This window comes from Vibrio quintilis (assembly GCF_024529975.1).
GTDB lineage: Bacteria > Pseudomonadota > Gammaproteobacteria > Enterobacterales > Vibrionaceae > Vibrio > Vibrio quintilis.
In genome coordinates this window covers 20,032-38,483 of record NZ_AP024898.1, presented here as the reverse complement: position 1 = coordinate 38,483, position 18,452 = coordinate 20,032, and the positions used below count along the sequence as shown (strand labels likewise).

The window sequence follows — 18,452 nt, the reverse complement described above, 5'->3', positions numbered from 1 at the left end:
ACTTTACTGCCTTACTTGTATCAGCACATTGTTATTCAGATTCTTATTCCCCAGGAATGAGTACCAGCCTAATGCCACACCTTGTTCAGAATTCAAACAAAGTTCCGGAATTTCGTTCTCATCCAGAGATAATTCAATATCGTATGCCATTTGCTCCCTGAGAATGAATTCAACCAGCTTACATAACGGCTGAAATTCCTTTCCAATCGGAAGAAAATCTGTAAAACGCTCACGGGATAAACCTTTGACACAAACAACAAACTTACCATTGCAGTCCATGACAGATTCACCAACAACACTATCCATGCCTAACTGACCATTTTGCTTGCCAAGACAAAATTGCTGCTCAGGATTAATCGCAACTTTCCGTTTTTCCCACTGCCGGATGGTGACATCTTCCAAATCAAAGCAGTGTGCGATGATCCCGGCAACCACTTGCGGAGAGCGACTTCTTCCTGCCAGAACCCCCGCATAAGCAAGCATCTTACACCAGTTAATTGGTGTATCGCCGCGCAGGTCAGGATCAGCTAATCCAACCAGCGCAAATAATTGCTGCGAAAACTGATCCTGAGCATCATCCTGAAAACGGACATAATAGCGATATTTACGCCAGACACGATAAACCAGGGTGATCAGCCGGTTATTAAAGAAATCCAGAAAAGGCCGACGAAAGCCGCCACTTTCTTCTTCAACCAGTTGCTCCAGAATAAATCCCGGTAATGGTGACTGAGCCCCCGTCAAACCAAAAAAGTTTGTCTGTAAAACCAGATGATCGTCGTCAAAACGGGTCAAATCAGTCACATCAGCCGGAGAAAAACCCAGGCTTGGGTTTGCACTAAACAGCAAACTGCACAACATTTCCCAGTTTTCGTCTTCCGGATTTGTATCCTGTAGCTGCTGCAACAGCTCCACAAGCTGGAAAAAGTTATATGACCTGACCCGCTCAGGCAACTGACATTCTTTTTGCTCACCCTCTAGATCAAGGGCTGCATTCCGATCCGGGTTCCCCATGTATACTTCTCATTATTACTAACATTGACCAAAATCAGTTCGTGGAAAGAATTAATGTTGGCATACAACGCAAAAAAGTGACTCAAAACCCGACCAAACAGATACAACTCACCTTCTGAACCAAACCCAGTCTGATCAATCATAATTTCGGATTGCAATCCCCGAACCGGTAATCCTCTCAATAACTTATCAACAGGCTTTGATTTAATATCAATGATTCCGGCCAGGCGCTTCTTCGCAACCCGTTCCGCCTGCCTGTCAACTAAAGCTCTGAAATCATAAGCACGCAATACACTACTCAGTGCATCTTTAGATAGCAGAGAGAGATAGTTCAGTGAGAGGTTTGAAATCAGCCCCCAAAGCAAACTACCATCAAGCACTGGTCGCAGTGGCTGCGATGGGATCGTTATATTTTTGAAGGTGACAAAATCGGGTGAAGTATCTGTCGGCTGACAAATTTCTCCAACACCCAGTTCTATGGGTAATAACCGGTTCGTACAGGTCAACTGAATAGAAACCGCTTCGTCGACATCGATCGATCGCGTTTCATCTCCTCGTATAAAGGAAACGAACGAGTCAAACCCATCGCCACGAATACTATCTTTTACCCGGGTTCTGTAATACAAAACCTGGCGGTTACGGACCCGTTCCACCTGATGCTGGAAACTCTCAAAAGGGTGATAAACCCGTTTCTCACCACGAATTCTCTGACTGTCCTGAGTTTTATCCTGCCAGCCATACACACCATCGACACTAAACACTTCATAATGAGAAGGATAGCGGCTCGATGGAATAATCCGGTATTCAGACTGTTTACCCGTCAGATCAATCGGATCTGCATCATGTTCGAACAGATTAATAATCGGCGCACAATAAAGCTGAAAACTCTCTTCGTTGATTCGGACATCCGTTGGTAATGTCTTTGAAAAACGAATTTTCATCGTCATACGACCACGTACTGACGAAGGAATCACTTTATCCAAAGAAAATACATCAATAAAATGGAACGCTTGTGGAAACGACAGATATTCCTGAAGAATCCGGTACCCTTCATAAACATTCTTTGGATAAGGTAATAATGCATCCTCACCTGAAAAACCTACAGATTTCAGAGCATCTCCCGGAACACTAAATTCAGTTCCGTCAACATCAATCACAATCTTATCCAAATTGTGATTCAGCCACAGATAAAGCGTTTGTGCGCTGTAGAGATCACCACCCAGATAAAACCTTAAACTATCAACCAGTGCTTCACCGACTGACATTTCCCCCTGCATCATCAATGAAATATTCACCGTACTCGATTCACGGGTGTGATGAGAGGTAATTCCTTCAATGACAAGCGGAAACAGCGAAACATCCCGGCATGTACGGAAATGACACGTTGTGCCTAATACATCTCTGGCACTATCAAGCTGAACCCCGGATTTGATCACATGCTTTTCGCTCACACTTGATTTGGGTTCAAATGCGATGATACTCATGCTGGGAACCGGACGAAGATAGTTCGGCCAAAGCATGTTAATCAGTGAATGGGTTAATTCAGGAAATTCATCTTCAACTTTTTCTCTCAAACGCGCCGTCAGAAATGCAAAACCTTCCAGCAAACGCTCAACATCAGGGTCGGTAACCTGACCATGCAGAAAACGAGACAACTGAGGATGAACCTCAGTAAAATGTTTTCCCTGCTCTTTCAAAAATGAAAGTTCTTCCCGAAAATACTTATCTTGTGCCATGTATTAATACACTCGATACTGACGATTTTGATCCAGCAACAAACTCAGCTTCACTGTATTGTGAATCGCACTTGTATTCACTTCTGCAACGATGCTGAACCTAAGGCTCAGTGGATTAAAATTATCTTTCTCTGATGTCACCACAATATTTTTTAACCGTGGCTCATATTGATTCAAACATTGCTCTATGGCTAAACGGATTCTGACTGAAAGATCCAGAGTTTCCAGAGTGGCGTCATTAAAATCAACTAACCCCAAATCCGGTGCACTCTGAGCTCCTCCCACGCGCGTATTCAGTAAATTAGAAACATTCCGCTTAATCGAGTAGAGCACGTCATCGGCATCTGGTCCCTGCGTCAGAGACGCAGGTTTATCGCCGGCTTCCAGTCGTTCAAAGAAGCCGACGCCAAATGCAACCTCTTCAGGTGCAACGTAAGACATATTACTGATCTAAACGCCCTACCAGTGACAACTCAAAGTTCGCACCCATATACTTAAAGTGAGGACGAACTGCAAGAGACACTTGGTACCAACCAGGATTGCCTTCTACATCGGTCACTTCGATACGCGCTGCTCGAAGTGGACGACGGCTACGTACGTCTGCTGGTGGGTTTTCCTGATCAGCGACATACTGTTTAATCCAGGTGTTCAATTCACGTTCAAGATCTTGTCTTTCTTTCCATGAACCAATCTGTTCGCGTTGCAGCACTTTAATATAGTGCGCAAGACGGTTGATGATCATCATGTAAGGAAGCTGAGTACCCAGTTTGTAGTTAGTCTCTGCTTCTTTACCTTCCTTCGTATTCGGGAAGACTTTTGGTTTTTGAATCGAGTTCGCTGAGAAGAATGCAGCATTATCACTACCTTTACGCATGGTCAGTGCAATAAAGCCTTCTTCGGCAAGTTCAAATTCTTTACGGTCAGTAATCAGAACTTCTGTAGGAATCTTCGCCTGCAACGCACCCATTGACTCAAATACGTGGACTGGCAGATCTTCAACTGCACCACCACTTTGTGGGCCGATAATATTCGGACACCATCTGTACTTGGCAAAACTGTCTGTGATACGCGTACCTAGTGCAAATGCAGTGTTACCCCACAAATAATGCTCATGAGATTCACGAACATTTTCCTGATAATTGAAAGTCTTAATTGGATTTTCAATTGGATCATACGGCACCCGTAACAGGAAGCGAGGCGCAGTCAGACCCAGATAGCGCGCATCTTCAGATTCTCGCAGTGAACGCCATTTGGTAAATTTAGGGCTTTCAAAGATAGATTTCACATCTTTGATATTTGGCAGCTCTTCAAATGAGTCAATACCGAAGAACTCAGGACCAACACTGGACAGGAATGGCGCATGAGCCATTGCTCCCAGAGAAGCCATATACTGAAGTAACTTCATATCCGGAGTCGATGGCGTAAAGGCATAATTACCGATCATGACACCTGTTGGTTCACCACCAAACTGACCGTATCCTGAAGAGTAAACTTGCTTATACAAACCTGACTGGCAAGTTTCCGGAGCAAATTCAAAATCTTCCAACAACTCTTCTTTAGTCGCGTGGATGATATCGACTTTGTTGTTTTCTCTGAAATCCGTACGATCAATCAGCAGTTTTAATCCACGCCATGCAGATTCCATTTGCTGGAACTGCTCATCGTGTAAGATTTCATCCATTTGAGCACTGATTTTCTTATCTAATTCAACCAACATCTGGTCGACAAGAGATTTATTTACAGGCTCAGATTCCTGATTAGAACCGATCAGATTCTCAATAAACGCAGCAACGCCCTTCTTGGCTACGTCATAGCCTTCTTCGTCAGGAGCAAGGCGGGTTTGCGCCATTATCTCATCAAGCAGGCTCGCTTCACCGGCCTGCGATTGTTCAAGTACCGTTTCTGTAGCAGACATCAATCAAATTCCTAAGTTGACGTATAAAAAATGTTAAACGAAATACCTTATGTATCACGTCGACAATTATTCCTGAGGTTCTTCCGGCTTTGACTCAGCTTCAGCAGATTCACCTTCACCACCGCTGATAATATTCAATTCAGCAAGTAGCTTGTCACGCGATTCACCTGATGCAATCAGCTCTTGTAAACGCTCTCTGAATGCAGGGATATTCCCCAGAGGGCCTTTCAAAGCAACCAACGCTTCACGCAGTTCAATTAACTTTTTCAGTTCAGGTACCTGGGATGCAACCGAATCAGGAGCGAAATCAGACAGTGACTTAAAGCTTAATTCAACAGGTAAGTCTGAATCTTCTTCACCATTCAGTTTATTTTTCACCGAAGTGCTAACTGAAAGGTTACTTTCACGCATAACTGATTCGAAATTATTTTTATCAACTGAAACTGTCGGGCGATCTTCAATCTGAGTTTCTTCTGTATGACCTTTAAAGTCACCAATGACCAGGGTCTTCATTGGAAGCTCTATCTCAGCTTGTTGATCTCCGGTTGCAGGAACATATTTAATATTAATGCGCTCTTTGGGAGCGACACTACCTTCTTTAGACATAAAAAGTCTCCAATACCTATGCCAATAGTCGTTGCTTACCGATTTTCATCTCACAATCAAAATACCAATGAAACAAACTTTATTCATTAATATAAGTATGAGATGAAGACACTCCGTAATATCCGGATATCCCCGAATACAAAAAAATGATAGTAATATATCTGTTTTGTCATTTATTATTTTTTATTAAGTGCCCAACAGACACGATAGCCAGACATACTATTTAAATAATCTCGTAATATTTCAAAAAAATTACAAATCCCAATAAATATCGTGATTGTAAAATAATGTTTTTTCTTTATAGCCAGTCACAAAAACATTTGCCTCGGTAATTTCCGGAGGCGTTAATTGTTCAGTAACATCGACAAAAAACTGCTCAACCATTTGGTGTAATTTTGTAAAGCGATCATCCCCGGCAAAATCCAGGTACAATTCAGAGAAAGCACGTGCTTTAATTAAATCCTTATCGACAAAACGGTATGATGCAGCTTCATGAGAATATATCTTTGCAACTGCAAACAGCGATGTTAAATCCCCGGCATCAATTGCTTTCAAACGCCATCTGAAAGCTTCCTGAAAGTCATCTCTGGCTTCATATAACTCAACACATGCTTTAATTGCCGGAATAAAACCTTCAGATGCAGCTTGTTTATAGGTACGTAATACATCAGGATCACGACTACCATCTGTTGAAAATTTCCGTTGGGGACTACCACTTCCCTGCTCTCTGCGTGCTTTTTCCATCAACGCCAGTGGATAGCTATATTTCACTGAACGACGAAGATAATACTCTGATTTATCCGGCACACTATTTTGGAAAAATAAAGAAAGCAAATAAGTCGCTTCTGCAGGGTTGCGCTCAGCAAAAGCAATCAAACCATCATGATAACGTTTTTTCCAGGTATTTCGATCTCTTGGACGAAGCCAGTCACCACGCCTATAGAGATATCTCATCGCATGCAAATTTCCTAACTTCGCCGATAGCTCAATATATTCTCTGGCTTCAGCAGGTGTCCGGACCGTTGCATTATATTTCATCAGCTCTACTGCGTATAAATAAGCAGCATCAGCATGTTTTTTATCCGCGGCATACCGAAGATAAGCCCGCGCATCACTGTTTTTAAACTGCGCTCTTAAAAGACGACCTTTTTTATAAGCCTGCTCAGGCGTCATCGACTCAATGTCATAATCATAAGTCTGTTCATCCGCAACAATAATCTTTACATTCTGCGAATCATCATCAGCGTCTTTAATATCAGCGATATCAGCCTTTTTACCGGCATCTTTCTTCTCTTCCGCATCTTTCGTTAAAGATTTATTCTGATTCACTTCTTTAACTAATTCAGCAGTCGCTTTAGCTTTAACTGACTCCGTCGTTTCTGCGACCGGATCAGGAATAAGTTTGTCAGGTATATTGAATGATGCAGCAAAAAGAGGAAAAGATTGTATTGAAAAAGCAATTCCCAAGCACGCTACACGAGATAAAATACCGACATTGTTAGCCAATATTGACACTACTACCACCTTTCAAAGAACCACCACAACTTACAGCATCTCCAACTCTTGCAGCTGGTTTGCCATCAATCATGACTGTACTTGAACCACCAGAAATTGATCGTCCGTGAGGGGGGTGTTTAGGTTTTGCGTGCGGAGCCAGTGGATCACCTTTACGAGCTGCAGGAATACCATCGTATTTTACGGTGCCAGAACCAGCAAGTACCGGTGTTGGCGGAAACCCAGCATGGTCGGTCCCTATATGGCCGACAACTATTCCATTTCCCATATTCGCCTCATCGTTGTTAGTGAATCCAAATATGGCGAATACTTAATCAAATATTCACCATACTATTGAATTCCTAATATTTTCTTTTTATTTGAGCTAATTTTTAGAGTATTTTTTAACCACTCAGGCAATTTATTGCCTGAATCGAGCAACAATTTGCCCGATTAGCTTTCTGGAAACGATTTTCCCCTATATTGACAAAATAATCTAGTGCCAAAACACTAAAAATATATATATCAATAAAACCACCCCACCAAGGAAACAAAGTCACAAAAAACACTATAATTCAGCAGAAACTCAACATTTTATACCGCCAAACGAGAGAAAATTGACCATAAATTGACATAATGCTCGTTTTGGTTGTTGAGAAATGTGCGTTGATTGATGTCTGTTAATTCGACAAATTAAATCTATTTGGAGTATTTGTGATATCCACCCAAAATTTCATGTATTCATTTCATCATCCTTATTGTTGACATTTATTTCATTTTCATGAAATAAGTCTCCATCAAACTCAAACACGAATAAACCCCACACAAATCAGGGATATTAATTTTTTTGTGAGTATGCTTAACATTAATGACAATCAAATCAACAACGCCGTTTTTTCATTATTTTTTCTTAAAATCCCATTTTTACTATATAAAATTAAATATAATAATTTGATCAGGCCACTACATCTTGATATTCAACCTTATGTATAATTACATCCGGCTATATCTCAATTTCTAAAATATGACTAAAACACTGGCAATCAGTGATAAAGTGTTATATCTAAAAAGATAGGATAATAAGAGCTTCCCCCGAAAAATCTGGATACACCGGGGCTGTTATTTAGATAAAGGAAGTATGACCGCTTATTCCCAATAACAGAAAGCCAGCGTTCAGAAATATGAAAGTATGGCTGAAAAGTAAATATAATCGATTACATCTGGAAGAAATATGAATAAAGAGGATTTATGTTGAGCCTTTTCCGCCCAAAAAAGAAAAGTATATCATCTTCACAACAACAAGAAACTTATGTCAAAGTTAAAGTGATTCGCAGCAGAGAAATCGCATCAGATAAACTCAGGGAAATGAGCTTTGAAGATGATTCAACATCTCTTGTTCTGGCATTTGTGTCACCTCACCTTGACTTTGATAAAGTTTCCCGGCAACTCAAAGAGGCAATGCCTTTTTCAAAACATGTTGTCTCAATTATGACTGCCGGAGAATTAGGCGGAAAACCTGACGGTCTGTACCACGAGACACAAGGCGAATGGGATAATATCGTCTTACAGAGTTTCAGCTCCCGCCTGTTTCCCGATGTAGCTATCGCACAAATACCTCTGTTTTGTGAAGATATTAAAGCCGGGCAGATCAAACTTGGTAAAGATGAGCGTGTTGAGAAAATCAAACGGGAAATTCAAAAAGTTCAGCTCCCTTTCTCCATCAATTACCTTGATACGCTTGCCCTGACATTTTTCGATGGCATATCCGCTTCAGAAAACTTTTTTGTCAAAGCTCTCTACCAGTCGGAAAGACTCCCATGCTATTTCATCGGGGGCTCAGCCGGGGGAAAAATGGACTTCTCCCGGGCTGATATTGCAATCAATGGTCAGATAGCTCCGAACTGTGCCACGGTTATATTTGTTAAACTGGCGCCATCTATCCGTTACGGCATTTTAAAAACACATAATTTTGAACCGACATCGACATCTTTCACTGTTGCAGAAGCAGATGCAGAAACCCGGACGGTCAGAACGCTGCTTGATGAAAACCGGATGACGTTAAAAACCCCGGTAGAAATGTTGTGCGAGCACTTCCATTGTCAGCCAGAGGCATTAGGGGACAAATTAAACAAATATAGTTTTGGTGTGAAAATTGGCGGACAAATCTATATCCGTTCAATTGCAAGTATTGATATTGATACCGGCCATATTAACTTCTTCTGTGATTTTACATTTGGCGATGAAATATATCTGGTGAAAGCCAAAGACTTCAATCAGGCGTTACAACAGGATTATGCCTCTTTTCAACGGGGCAAACCGGGGAATCCGATTGCAATGATTGCAAATGACTGCATTTTGCGTCGTCTGAATAACAGCGCGTCTCTTGCGGCAGTTCATAACTTTGATCAAATACCGGCGGTTGCTGGCTTTAGCAGCTTCGGGGAAATGCTTGGTGTACATCAAAATGAAACGTTAACGGCACTTGGTTTCTACAAATTGAACGAAACGGATAGTTTCTATGATGAACATGCTGAAAACTTCCCACTCTATTATGGTAACTACAAAAGCTACTTTATAGAGACAGAGCTACAAAGCCTGCGTAAAACGGTTTCCTTACAGGAAAAAAATATTCATTACCTGATTCAGTATAAAGATCTGCTGGACCATTTACTGAGTAACCTAAAAGACATTGCGTTATTTGCTAACAGTACTTCAGAAGCGACACAAACCGTTCAGCAGCGCTTCATTTCAATGTCCGCTAAAGTCAGGGAGCAGACACAACACAGCCATAAACTTCAAAACTATGTTGAAACCCTGAAAAACAATTCAAATAAAATTCAGGATATTCTGGATGTGATTGATGGTATTGCAGAAAAAACAAACCTTTTAGCGCTCAATGCAGCAATAGAAGCCGCCCGGGCCGGAGAACAGGGAAGAGGGTTTGCAGTTGTGGCCGACGAAGTCAGGAATTTATCGCAGAGTACTCAGGAGAGCCTGAGCTCCACCGGAGACACAATCAGTAGCCTTCACTCTTCAATTGACTCGATTAAAGAAGTTATTTCAACCACCGTTGAAATCATGGAGCATGTGAAAGAATCATCATCTGATCTCAACGATGAAATGAGCAAAATGTTATCCCTTTCTCAGGAAGCTTCCGGCAGTATTCAGGCAAGCATCAATGAAATTGATTCCGTACAGGGAGAATTATCGCACATCGATCAAAATATTCAGACCATTTCAAAGTTGACCGGGCGATAAAAAATAATACTCTCTGCTCCGCAATTTGAGCAGAGAGTATTAACATCTTTCATATAAATTGGATAAGATGGCTTTGGTTGGAATTCAGAAAAAATGAAAGAGGAATCAAATGGCTACGATTAATGATGTTTGTAAAGCAGCCGGAGTATCCAAGGCAACGGTTTCCCGGGTCATTAATCATAGCGGACAAGTCAAGGAAGAAACCCGGCAGCATGTTCTCTCCATCATGGAGCAATTGGGTTATCAACCCAACCTGCTGGCTCAGGCACTGGCAACCAACACATCAAACTCAATTGGTCTGATTCTGCCTCATTTTGCAAATAACTACTTTGGCTCGGTTCTGAAGAAAACAGCTCAGATACTCCAGCTCAAACGCAAAAAACTGTTTGTGATGGATAGCCACGATAATATGAGTGGCGAGATCGAAGCACTTCATTCTCTTTCTGCTCAACGCTGTGATGCAATTATTGTTTACAGCCGGCACCTGACAGAAACACAATTAGCAACAGCCCAGCAAGAATTGCAGATTCCGCTGGTTGTGCTGAACCGTTGCCTCGAAGAAGAACTGCTTTTCAGTTTTGGATTTAATCAGCAACAACTCGCTCAAATTGCGGTGAACCATTTATTAGATTTGGGGCATCAGCAAATCGCATGTATTGCAACACCGCTCAGCAGTCAAACCGGTCAACTGCGGCTTCAGGCCTATAAACAATGCCTGAATCTCAGAAACATTCCTGTTCAGGAAGAGCTGATCGTTCAGGGAAACAGCACCCTCCCCAGTGGTTACTCGGCAGCACTCCGGCTTCTGGAGCAAGATGCGCAATTTACGGCTCTCTTTTGTTGTAATGACAATATGGCGATTGGCGCTATCCGGGCATTACACGACAACAATATCTCCGTTCCGGGAGATATTTCAGTTATCGGCATCGATAATGAGCCTGCCGCCTCTTATGCAATTCCAAGTTTATCGACCGTTTCTCTTCCTGTAGAAAAATTAACTGCCGATGCCGTCAATCTGGCGGTCAGTCTGTCAGAAAAAAACACCCTGAATTCTCATCACTATGAATATTCAGGAATGCTGGAGGCCCGTGAATCTACCGGGATTCCCTGTGCAAGCCTGTTATAGTTTAACAACTGAATATGACGCGTAAATATGAATAAAAATATCATTAATCAATGTTAACTGGCTGCTTATAACAGCCTTTGAATCAGGCTCCATTCAAAAGATATACCCAAGCAACCTGAAGATGCAGGTTGCTTGGGTATTCATAAAAATTCAAACCTGATTCAAATTTAAGGCAACAAATTGTAACCGGTTCCAAATTATTGCTACTATTGAAATATCCATAACAAAGAGGCAAAAGACTTCCTTTTCTTGGGAATTCAGGCTAACCAGCACCCTCTAAGACAATCGAATAACTGGAGTTTTATGACAACTATCGCTGATGTATGTAAAGCTGCCGGTGTATCAAAAGCCACTGTCTCACGTGTTTTAAACAATACAGGACAAGTCTCTGATGCGACCCGACAAAAAGTAATCTCAGCTGTAAATGCTTTAGATTACAGGCCCAGCTCAGTAGCCAGAGCATTAATAACCCGTAAAACCAACACTGTTGGTCTGGTAGTTCCGGAGTTTGAAGGCGCTTATTACGGTTCACTGCTCAAACAGGCTGCCAGCTCGTCTGAGCATTATGAAAAGCAGTTAATTGTCACCGACGGACATAATGATCCGGTGATGGAGAAAGAATCGATTTTACTGCTGAGTGACCGTTGCTGTGATGCGATTATCTTGTATAGTCGCCACATGCCGGAAAAGATGTTAACCGAGCTCACCCACAGAATTCAGATCCCTATCGTCACGATAAACCGCCAGTTTTCGAATCCTGCTTTACCCTGCATCACTTTCGATCAGGCCGGTGCAGCTTATATGATTACCTCTTATTTACTTCAGATGGGGCACAGGCAAATTGCGTGTATTACCGGAGAATTGAAAACTCATACGGGCATAGCCAGACTACAGGGATACAGACAGGCATTAGCGGAGTTTGGGATTCCGTTTGATCCGGCATTGACAGAATCAGGGCACAATCATTTTATGGAAGGTTATCAGGCGTGTAAGGACCTGCTTCATCGCCCGGTAAAATTTACAGCGATTCTCGCATGTAGTGATGAAATGGCTGTAGGCAGCCTGAAAGCGCTGACTGAAAAAGGAATTGGTGTCCCGGAGCATATGTCAATTGCGGGCATAGATAATTCGCCAATATCACAATATGCTTTTCCGCCATTAACAACGGTCAGTATTCCGATAGAAGAAATGACAGAGAGTGCAATTCATCTGGCTTTAAAACTGGCACAAAATCAGATGTCTCCGAATCAGATTGAATTCACGGGCAGAATCATCCACCGAAACTCCATTTTACCATCCTCTCAACCAACCTGATCATTGATGATCCTATCTGGTCTTTATTTCACAATACACATCGGGGTTTTGGAAACAGGGTCGCGATGTATTTCTGCCTCCAAATCAAAAACATCTCTCAGCATCACATCGTTTAACACTTGTTCCGGCGTTCCCTGATCAATCAGCTGACCGGACTTCATCACAATCAAATGATCACAATAACGGCATGCCTGGTTAATATCATGCAAAACAGTCACGATCGTTTTGCCTCGCTGATTGAGTGAACGCATCAGTTTCATCAGTTCAACCTGATGATTTAAATCCAGATATGTTGTCGGCTCATCAAGAAAAATATAGTCAGCATCCTGCGCCAAAGTCATTGCCAGCCACACCCTTTGCTGCTGTCCACCGGATAACGAAAGAACATCCCTGGAAGCAAACTCACTCACCCCGGTTAATGACATTGCTTCAGCCACTTTTCTTTGATCAAATTCACTGAGCCGCCCCCAGAAACCGGTATGGGGCGAACGGCCATAACCGACAATTTCACGTACTGTAATTCCTTCCGGAGCTTCCTGAGACTGAGGTAATAAGGATAAACACCGGGCAAGGCTTTTAGGTGAGTATTCACGTATATCTTTTTCCATCCACCGGATGCAGCCTTGCTGAGGTAACATCAGCCGGGCCAAAGCCTTTAATAACGTTGATTTTCCGCACCCATTTGGACCGATAAGTGCGGTAATTTTCCCATCGGGAATCTTCAGATCGACATGATGAATAATGGGATGTTCTCCGTATCCGACAACCAGATCTTCTGTACTTAATATCATGATTTATCTCATTTTCATCAGTAAATATAAAAAATAAGGCGCACCGATCAATGCCGTTAAAATACCGGCGGGTAACTCTATTGGCGGCGCAATCGTCCGGGCACAAAAATCCGCAAAAATCAGGAGCAATGCACCAATACACATGCTTCCCGGAATAATCAGCTGGTGACGCCCGCCGAACAACCTGCGGGCTAAATGCGGCGCAACCAGTCCCAAAAAGCTGACCGGTCCGCAGACCGAAACCACGGAAGATGTCCAGCACACAGCAAGAAGCAACACCGCCACTTTGATCATGTAAACCGGTATGCCGAGCGTCGTTGCTCTTTGTTCTCCCAGAACCAGCAAATTGAGCGGGTGGCTGAATATGAAAGCAACCGGAAGAAAAATCGCCCATGGCAGTAATAAGGCTAACTGTTCCCAGCCTCTTCCCCATAAACTTCCGGTCAGCCACAACAAGGCATTGTTGATTTCAAACGGGTGAATCAGCAAAATGAAATCAATCACACCAGCAAATAATGCTGAGAGGGCAACACCGGTCACCGCAAGTGTGACCGGAGCTAAATCTCCCCGGACAATAAAAGCCAGAATAATAGCGGCCGACAAGCCACCACACATTGCAACCCAGGGGATGTAAGAGACATTGAGCCCGGGGAAAAAAATCATAAAAACAACGGCGGACAACCCTGCGCCATGGCTGATTCCCAAAATATCAGGGGAAGCCAGCGGATTACGGATCACGCCCTGAATTAAAACCCCGGATACAGATAGCATCGCGCCCGCAATAACCGCCAGCAACGCTCTGGGAAGCCGGTACTCATAAATCGTAAACGCATGGTTACCATGATTACTCAATCCGGTTAGCAGTTGGGTCCACTCCAGTGTCACCGCACCGAAACGCAGACTCAGAACAAAACTGATCAACAACAATCCGCACAAAGTCAGATATTTAAACAAGGCACTCATGATTTTTTCTTCCTGACCAGATAGATAAAACATGGTGCTCCGATTAACGCAAGTACAGCACCTGCCGGTGTCTCTGCCGGAAAAATGATGGCGCGGCTCAGCAGGTCAGCACTTGTCGTTAGTATCGCGCCGGTCAAAGCGGCGCCGGGTAATAACCAGCGATGGTCATGACCAAAAAAGAACCGGGCAATGTGAGGACCGATTAAACCAACAAATGCAATGGCCCCAACACAACTGACACAAACACCAACAAGAACGAATAGCAGCATATTTGTGATGAAACGAACAACACCTAAACGAACACCCAGAGTTTTGGCTCTGTCATCACCAAGCAGTAACAGATTCAGCTGAGGAGAGACTGAACAGGAAATAATCAGGCATGTCACCAACACTGGAGCACTCCAGAATAAATGCTGCCAGCTGATACCGGCAAAGGATCCCGCCAGCCAGGTCATAACCGATGTCGCCTGATCTTCAGCTAATATCAGGATTGTTTTTGTCACGGCACCACACAATGCAGACACAGCAATACCAGCCAGAACCAGCCGCTTACTCTCGTGACCGGCTCGTCCGGCTTTCCCCAGTAACATCACAACACACCAGGCTGCAGCACCACCGAAGATTGCCGCAACCGGCTGGCTCAGTAAAGGGAGGTATTGCAGGCATGTGGACGCTAAAGCAACGCCCAGAGCAGCACCTGCATTCACACCAAAGAGCCCCGGTGAAGCCAGCGGATTTTTCGACAACGTTTGCATCAGTACGCCTGCAACAGCAAAACCGCTACCAGTCAACACAGCGGCTACTAACCGGGGAAAACGCACTTCAAAAAGCAGTGTCGAAGCCAGAGAGGCAGACTGAGGATGAGAAATCATATCCCATGGAGCAGTCCATGGCACAGGTAAAGCCGAAAAGGTCACTGCGCCGGCCCAGCTCAAACACAAAATAATCCCGATCATCAATATGAGCAGACCGGATTTGAGAAGCTTTGAGTGATTCATGAAGAAGTCACAAATTGCAGTAAATTTTTGGCCATCAGTTCAGCAGCTAAAATACCACGACACCGGGACCATAAATTACCATTCACGTAGATAACATGCCGCTTTTGAACCGCTTTCAGTAGTTTCCACAGGCTCTGCTGCTGCCAGGTATGAACAATAGTCTTTGAGGAATAGTCACCAATAATCAAATAATCCGGATTCAGTGCGAGCAACTGTTCAACACCAATCTGACGGGATGCATTTGACGTTAGTAGTGAGGGTGGATACCCAAATCCTAACTGGTGAATGACACCACCGGCGTAGGACATATTTGGATGTGCGTAAAAGGCGTTTTCTCTGGCAACACCGAACTGCACTGTTTTCCCGGACAGTGATTGCAGTTGTTTCCGGTAGGATTGCATCCGGCGTTTGTGTTCCGCCAGACGGGCCTGCATTTCCTGTGCTTTCCCGATGACTTTTCCAATCACAGCGGCAGAGTTGAGGTTTTCTTCATAACTCTCCCGGCGGGATGACAGTAATAACGTCGGCGCGATTTTTGATAAATCATCATATACAGCAGCATGTCGGCCAGCATCAGCAATAATCAGATCCGGTTTCAAAGATGCAATCATTTCCAATGATGGCTGAGAGCGGGTTCCGACAGAGACCCAGCCGGAAAACTGTTCACGGATTTCCGGTAATAACCGGTTGGGGTCTTTATCATCGGCTATTCCGACAGGGCTGACATGAACAGCCGCCAGTGCATCAGCAAATGAGAATTCGAGCACGACGATTCGCGAAGGAACCTCATCGAGATGAAATGTTCCGTGTCTGTCCTCAACAGTCACAGCAGCTGAGCAACCGGTGGCAATAAAACACAAAATCAGCCAGATAAAACCTGGGGTACATATTTTTCGGGTTAAGGTCTGCATCAATCTATATTTCCGCAATGAAAGCCCGGTAAGAATCCGGGCATCACTGATCAGAACAAATTGTTCACAACTCATTCAGATCAAAAAGAGTAATCAGCCGTCAGATATATACGCCGGCGCTCTCCGGGGAAATGACCGGTACGTTCCAGAAAACCACTAACAGCATAAGTTTTATCAAACAGGTTTTTCACATTCAGCTGGAACTTCCAGTCTTGCCAGTGTGTTTGCCACGATGCATCGTAAACCGTGTAAGACTGAACAATTTGTCCATCCTGACTCCACTGCTGCCCGACGTAATCAGCACCAAACCCAACTGAAGAGTTGATAAACGGCAAATCGTAACGTGTCCATAATCCCAGTTGATGATGCGGCGCATTGGCAAAACGACGTCCCACAGTCCGGGAGATTCCGTCATATGCCTGTTTCACAATCGTATCGTTATAGGCATAAGATAAATTCACAACCCAGTTATCCGTCAGATCAGCCATCAAATCAGCTTCAATCCCCTGACTGCGCACTTTTCCGTAGGCAACCATTTTTGAATCATCTTCAGGATCAGTCTGTAATACGTTTTGCTTCGTGATGTGATAAAAGGCAAGATTGGCACTTAAACGATGATCAAACCAATAGCTTCGCATGCCTGCTTCATACATCCGGCTCTCTTCAGGATCAAATGGTCCGCCATTATCTGTTGCCTGATCAGCTGCATCCTGAGGGACAAAGCCTGTTGCAACAACGAGATACGGGTGTAGCTGCTTATTGAGTCTGTAAGTTGAACCCAGCCGGTATGAAAGACCTGAGCCGGTATAGCTCTCAAAATTACTCTGACGGATATCATTGATTTCATCATGATAGCCATCCAGCCGGATACCGGATAAGAGATTCCAGGCATCTGACAGTACCCATTGATCCTGAACATAAGCGCCATAACGTTCAGATCGAGTCTCTGTATGTTTTGCTAATTGATAGGTATAAAGACTGACATCATCCGGCGTATAATCAGGATTAATCAGACTCCGGCCTGACACGCCACCGGCTGACGAAGCTTTGTAATAAATGAATTCACTGTCCAGCCGGTAATAATCCATCCCGAACAATAATGTATGACTGTCCAGCTCCGCGACCAGATTCGCCGTGACAGAGCCGGCTTTATTTTTTCTCAGCTGATCCCGGTACTCCCGATCAACCCAGTCATAAATCCCGTCATCATCCGTATCTTTTAACTTCTTTGGTTCATGATATTTTTGAATATCTTCATTCTCGTAATACCTGAATGTGGCATCACCAGAAAGCCAGGGATTAAAATCATGATTTAGCCGGACCTGATAAACTTCAGCATCAAGAGAAAGATGATCGCTGGCATCATTGGCATTCCATTCTGTACTGGTCAGGAAATTTCCCTGATCATCCGTTGGAATACCTCTGATTCTACCGCCACCATAATGCTGCAGAATATCGGTATATTGCACACCCAATGTGGTATCCGGGGTCAGATCCCATTCGTATCCCAGGTCAATGATACGATTCCGGATATCTGTATTCTTACGGGATGGATTTTCATGGTCCTGATAAACGCCAATGCGATACCGCTGAGAACGATCATCGTTTGCAGCACCGGACAAACTCATGCTTCCGCTGACAAAGTCCTGGTTTCCTCCGGTTAAGCTGACATTCCGGTGATTTTCATAAGTTGGCTTTTTGGTGACATAGTTAATCACACCACCCGGTTCTCCACTTCCGGAAATCGCTGCTGAAGGGCCTTTTAATACTTCGACTCTCTCAATATTGAATAACTGAGGCACAGCCAACCCCTCAAACGGGTTTCCCCGCACACCGTCATAAAGGATTTCATCCTGACGAAAACCACGAAACGTCACATAGGAATATGAGAACTGACTGACACCACTGACAGAACGATACATATCGGTAATCTGACGAGCACCCTGATCTTCAATCAGCTGTTGAGGTAGCACCTGGACGGATAAAGGCACTTCTTCAATCGGAGTTGGCGTTCTGGTTGCCAGCGAAGTGTTTTCAGCCCTGTAAACAGACAAAGCGCGACCATATACGGTTATATTGTCTGCCTCAGGATCTTTAACTGATTGCGGGTCGTTGACTGCTGCTGACACAGAAACACTCAGCAATGACAGTGAATAAAACAGATTTAGTTTTTTATTGGTTAAAATTCTCAGGCTGGAATTTTGAATATTCTTAGCAAGGCAACTCATACGACTCTGATTAAGTTAAGCTTTATATTGGATTAGCAATCATAATGAGATTGATTATCATTGCAAATGATTATTTACACCAATGATAGAGCTTATCACCT

At 43.6% G+C, this 18,452-nt stretch carries 15 protein-coding genes and 1 pseudogene; 4 read left to right on the top strand and 12 right to left on the bottom strand.

Features of this window, described 5'->3' with window-relative positions; all coding sequences use genetic code 11:
• Window positions 1-3 precede the first annotated feature (3 nt).
• From tssG to OC443_RS18940, 7 genes are all read right to left on the bottom strand, one after another.
• Window positions 4-1,011 (bottom strand): type VI secretion system baseplate subunit TssG, encoded by a 1,008-nt coding sequence (gene tssG, locus OC443_RS18970; RefSeq protein WP_262021776.1) that lies wholly within the window; start codon window positions 1,009-1,011, stop codon window positions 4-6.
• On the bottom strand, window positions 975-2,747 hold the full coding sequence (gene tssF, locus OC443_RS18965; RefSeq protein WP_073579441.1) for a type VI secretion system baseplate subunit TssF: 1,773 nt from the start codon (window positions 2,745-2,747) through the stop codon (window positions 975-977). Before tssF ends, tssG begins: the two co-directional genes overlap by 37 nt.
• A gap of 3 nt (window positions 2,748-2,750) precedes the next feature.
• Window positions 2,751-3,188, bottom strand: a complete 438-nt coding sequence (gene tssE / locus OC443_RS18960; protein ID WP_073579442.1) for a type VI secretion system baseplate subunit TssE — start codon at window positions 3,186-3,188, stop codon at window positions 2,751-2,753.
• 1 nt (window position 3,189) lies between these two features.
• Entirely contained in the window at window positions 3,190-4,662 is a 1,473-nt protein-coding gene (gene tssC, locus OC443_RS18955; protein WP_073579443.1) for a type VI secretion system contractile sheath large subunit, read from the bottom strand.
• A 66-nt stretch (window positions 4,663-4,728) separates the two neighbouring features.
• On the bottom strand, window positions 4,729-5,268 hold the full coding sequence (tssB, locus tag OC443_RS18950) for a type VI secretion system contractile sheath small subunit (RefSeq protein ID WP_073579444.1): 540 nt from the start codon (window positions 5,266-5,268) through the stop codon (window positions 4,729-4,731).
• A gap of 252 nt (window positions 5,269-5,520) precedes the next feature.
• Complete coding sequence (locus tag OC443_RS18945) at window positions 5,521-6,783, bottom strand: SEL1-like repeat protein (RefSeq protein WP_083601490.1); 1,263 nt, start codon at window positions 6,781-6,783, stop codon at window positions 5,521-5,523.
• Window positions 6,767-7,051, bottom strand: coding sequence for a type VI secretion system PAAR protein (locus OC443_RS18940; protein ID WP_073579445.1), 285 nt, complete (start codon window positions 7,049-7,051; stop codon window positions 6,767-6,769). The genes OC443_RS18945 and OC443_RS18940 overlap by 17 nt, the downstream gene beginning before the upstream one ends.
• 959 nt (window positions 7,052-8,010) lie before the next feature.
• On the opposite strand from OC443_RS18940, the pseudogene OC443_RS26465 reads away from it, so the two are divergent.
• The 4 genes and pseudogenes from OC443_RS26465 to OC443_RS18925 form a co-directional block, all read left to right on the top strand.
• Window positions 8,011-9,198 (top strand): annotated as a pseudogene (locus tag OC443_RS26465) (FIST signal transduction protein); the annotation flags it as partial.
• Window positions 9,199-9,207: 9 nt separating this feature from the next.
• Window positions 9,208-10,020: a methyl-accepting chemotaxis protein gene (locus OC443_RS26460; protein WP_449361593.1), complete on the top strand. Its 813-nt coding sequence runs from the start codon at window positions 9,208-9,210 to the stop codon at window positions 10,018-10,020.
• A gap of 109 nt (window positions 10,021-10,129) precedes the next feature.
• Window positions 10,130-11,146 (top strand): LacI family DNA-binding transcriptional regulator, encoded by a 1,017-nt coding sequence (locus OC443_RS18930; RefSeq protein WP_073579446.1) that lies wholly within the window; start codon window positions 10,130-10,132, stop codon window positions 11,144-11,146.
• A 303-nt stretch (window positions 11,147-11,449) separates the two neighbouring features.
• Window positions 11,450-12,460, top strand: coding sequence for a LacI family DNA-binding transcriptional regulator (locus OC443_RS18925; RefSeq protein ID WP_073579447.1), 1,011 nt, complete (start codon window positions 11,450-11,452; stop codon window positions 12,458-12,460).
• A gap of 23 nt (window positions 12,461-12,483) precedes the next feature.
• Here the strand turns inward: OC443_RS18925 and fecE are convergent, their stop codons facing one another.
• The 5 genes from fecE to OC443_RS18900 all read right to left on the bottom strand — a co-directional run bounded on the left by fecE (window position 12,484) and on the right by OC443_RS18900 (window position 18,351).
• Entirely contained in the window at window positions 12,484-13,248 is a 765-nt protein-coding gene (gene fecE, locus OC443_RS18920; protein WP_200796868.1) for a Fe(3+) dicitrate ABC transporter ATP-binding protein FecE, read from the bottom strand.
• Between the two features lie 6 nt (window positions 13,249-13,254).
• Window positions 13,255-14,214: a Fe(3+) dicitrate ABC transporter permease subunit FecD gene (fecD, locus tag OC443_RS18915; protein ID WP_073579449.1), complete on the bottom strand. Its 960-nt coding sequence runs from the start codon at window positions 14,212-14,214 to the stop codon at window positions 13,255-13,257.
• Window positions 14,211-15,212: a FecCD family ABC transporter permease gene (locus OC443_RS18910; RefSeq protein WP_073579450.1), complete on the bottom strand. Its 1,002-nt coding sequence runs from the start codon at window positions 15,210-15,212 to the stop codon at window positions 14,211-14,213. Before OC443_RS18910 ends, fecD begins: the two co-directional genes overlap by 4 nt.
• On the bottom strand, window positions 15,209-16,123 hold the full coding sequence (locus OC443_RS18905) for a Fe(3+) dicitrate ABC transporter substrate-binding protein (protein ID WP_073579570.1): 915 nt from the start codon (window positions 16,121-16,123) through the stop codon (window positions 15,209-15,211). Before OC443_RS18905 ends, OC443_RS18910 begins: the two co-directional genes overlap by 4 nt.
• Window positions 16,124-16,203: 80 nt before the next feature.
• Complete coding sequence (locus OC443_RS18900; RefSeq protein ID WP_083601492.1) at window positions 16,204-18,351, bottom strand: TonB-dependent siderophore receptor; 2,148 nt, start codon at window positions 18,349-18,351, stop codon at window positions 16,204-16,206.
• Window positions 18,352-18,452: the final 101 nt, after the last annotated feature.

Excerpts from the sequence above, each read along its gene's own strand:
- OC443_RS26460 (WP_449361593.1), top strand. The coding sequence starts at position 9,208 with ATGCTTGGTGTACATCAAAATGAAACGTTAACGGCACTTGGTTTCTAC.
- OC443_RS18940 (WP_073579445.1), bottom strand. The coding sequence starts at position 7,051 with ATGGGAAATGGAATAGTTGTCGGCCATATAGGGACCGACCATGCTGGG.
- OC443_RS18930 (WP_073579446.1), top strand. The coding sequence starts at position 10,130 with ATGGCTACGATTAATGATGTTTGTAAAGCAGCCGGAGTATCCAAGGCA.
- tssC (WP_073579443.1), bottom strand. The coding sequence starts at position 4,662 with ATGTCTGCTACAGAAACGGTACTTGAACAATCGCAGGCCGGTGAAGCG.
- tssE (WP_073579442.1), bottom strand. The coding sequence starts at position 3,188 with ATGTCTTACGTTGCACCTGAAGAGGTTGCATTTGGCGTCGGCTTCTTT.
- OC443_RS18900 (WP_083601492.1), bottom strand. The coding sequence starts at position 18,351 with ATGAGTTGCCTTGCTAAGAATATTCAAAATTCCAGCCTGAGAATTTTA.
- fecD (WP_073579449.1), bottom strand. The coding sequence starts at position 14,214 with ATGAGTGCCTTGTTTAAATATCTGACTTTGTGCGGATTGTTGTTGATC.
- tssF (WP_073579441.1), bottom strand. The coding sequence starts at position 2,747 with ATGGCACAAGATAAGTATTTTCGGGAAGAACTTTCATTTTTGAAAGAG.
- OC443_RS18925 (WP_073579447.1), top strand. The coding sequence starts at position 11,450 with ATGACAACTATCGCTGATGTATGTAAAGCTGCCGGTGTATCAAAAGCC.
- tssB (WP_073579444.1), bottom strand. The coding sequence starts at position 5,268 with ATGTCTAAAGAAGGTAGTGTCGCTCCCAAAGAGCGCATTAATATTAAA.
- tssG (WP_262021776.1), bottom strand. The coding sequence starts at position 1,011 with ATGGGGAACCCGGATCGGAATGCAGCCCTTGATCTAGAGGGTGAGCAA.
- OC443_RS18910 (WP_073579450.1), bottom strand. The coding sequence starts at position 15,212 with ATGAATCACTCAAAGCTTCTCAAATCCGGTCTGCTCATATTGATGATC.
- OC443_RS18905 (WP_073579570.1), bottom strand. The coding sequence starts at position 16,123 with ATGCAGACCTTAACCCGAAAAATATGTACCCCAGGTTTTATCTGGCTG.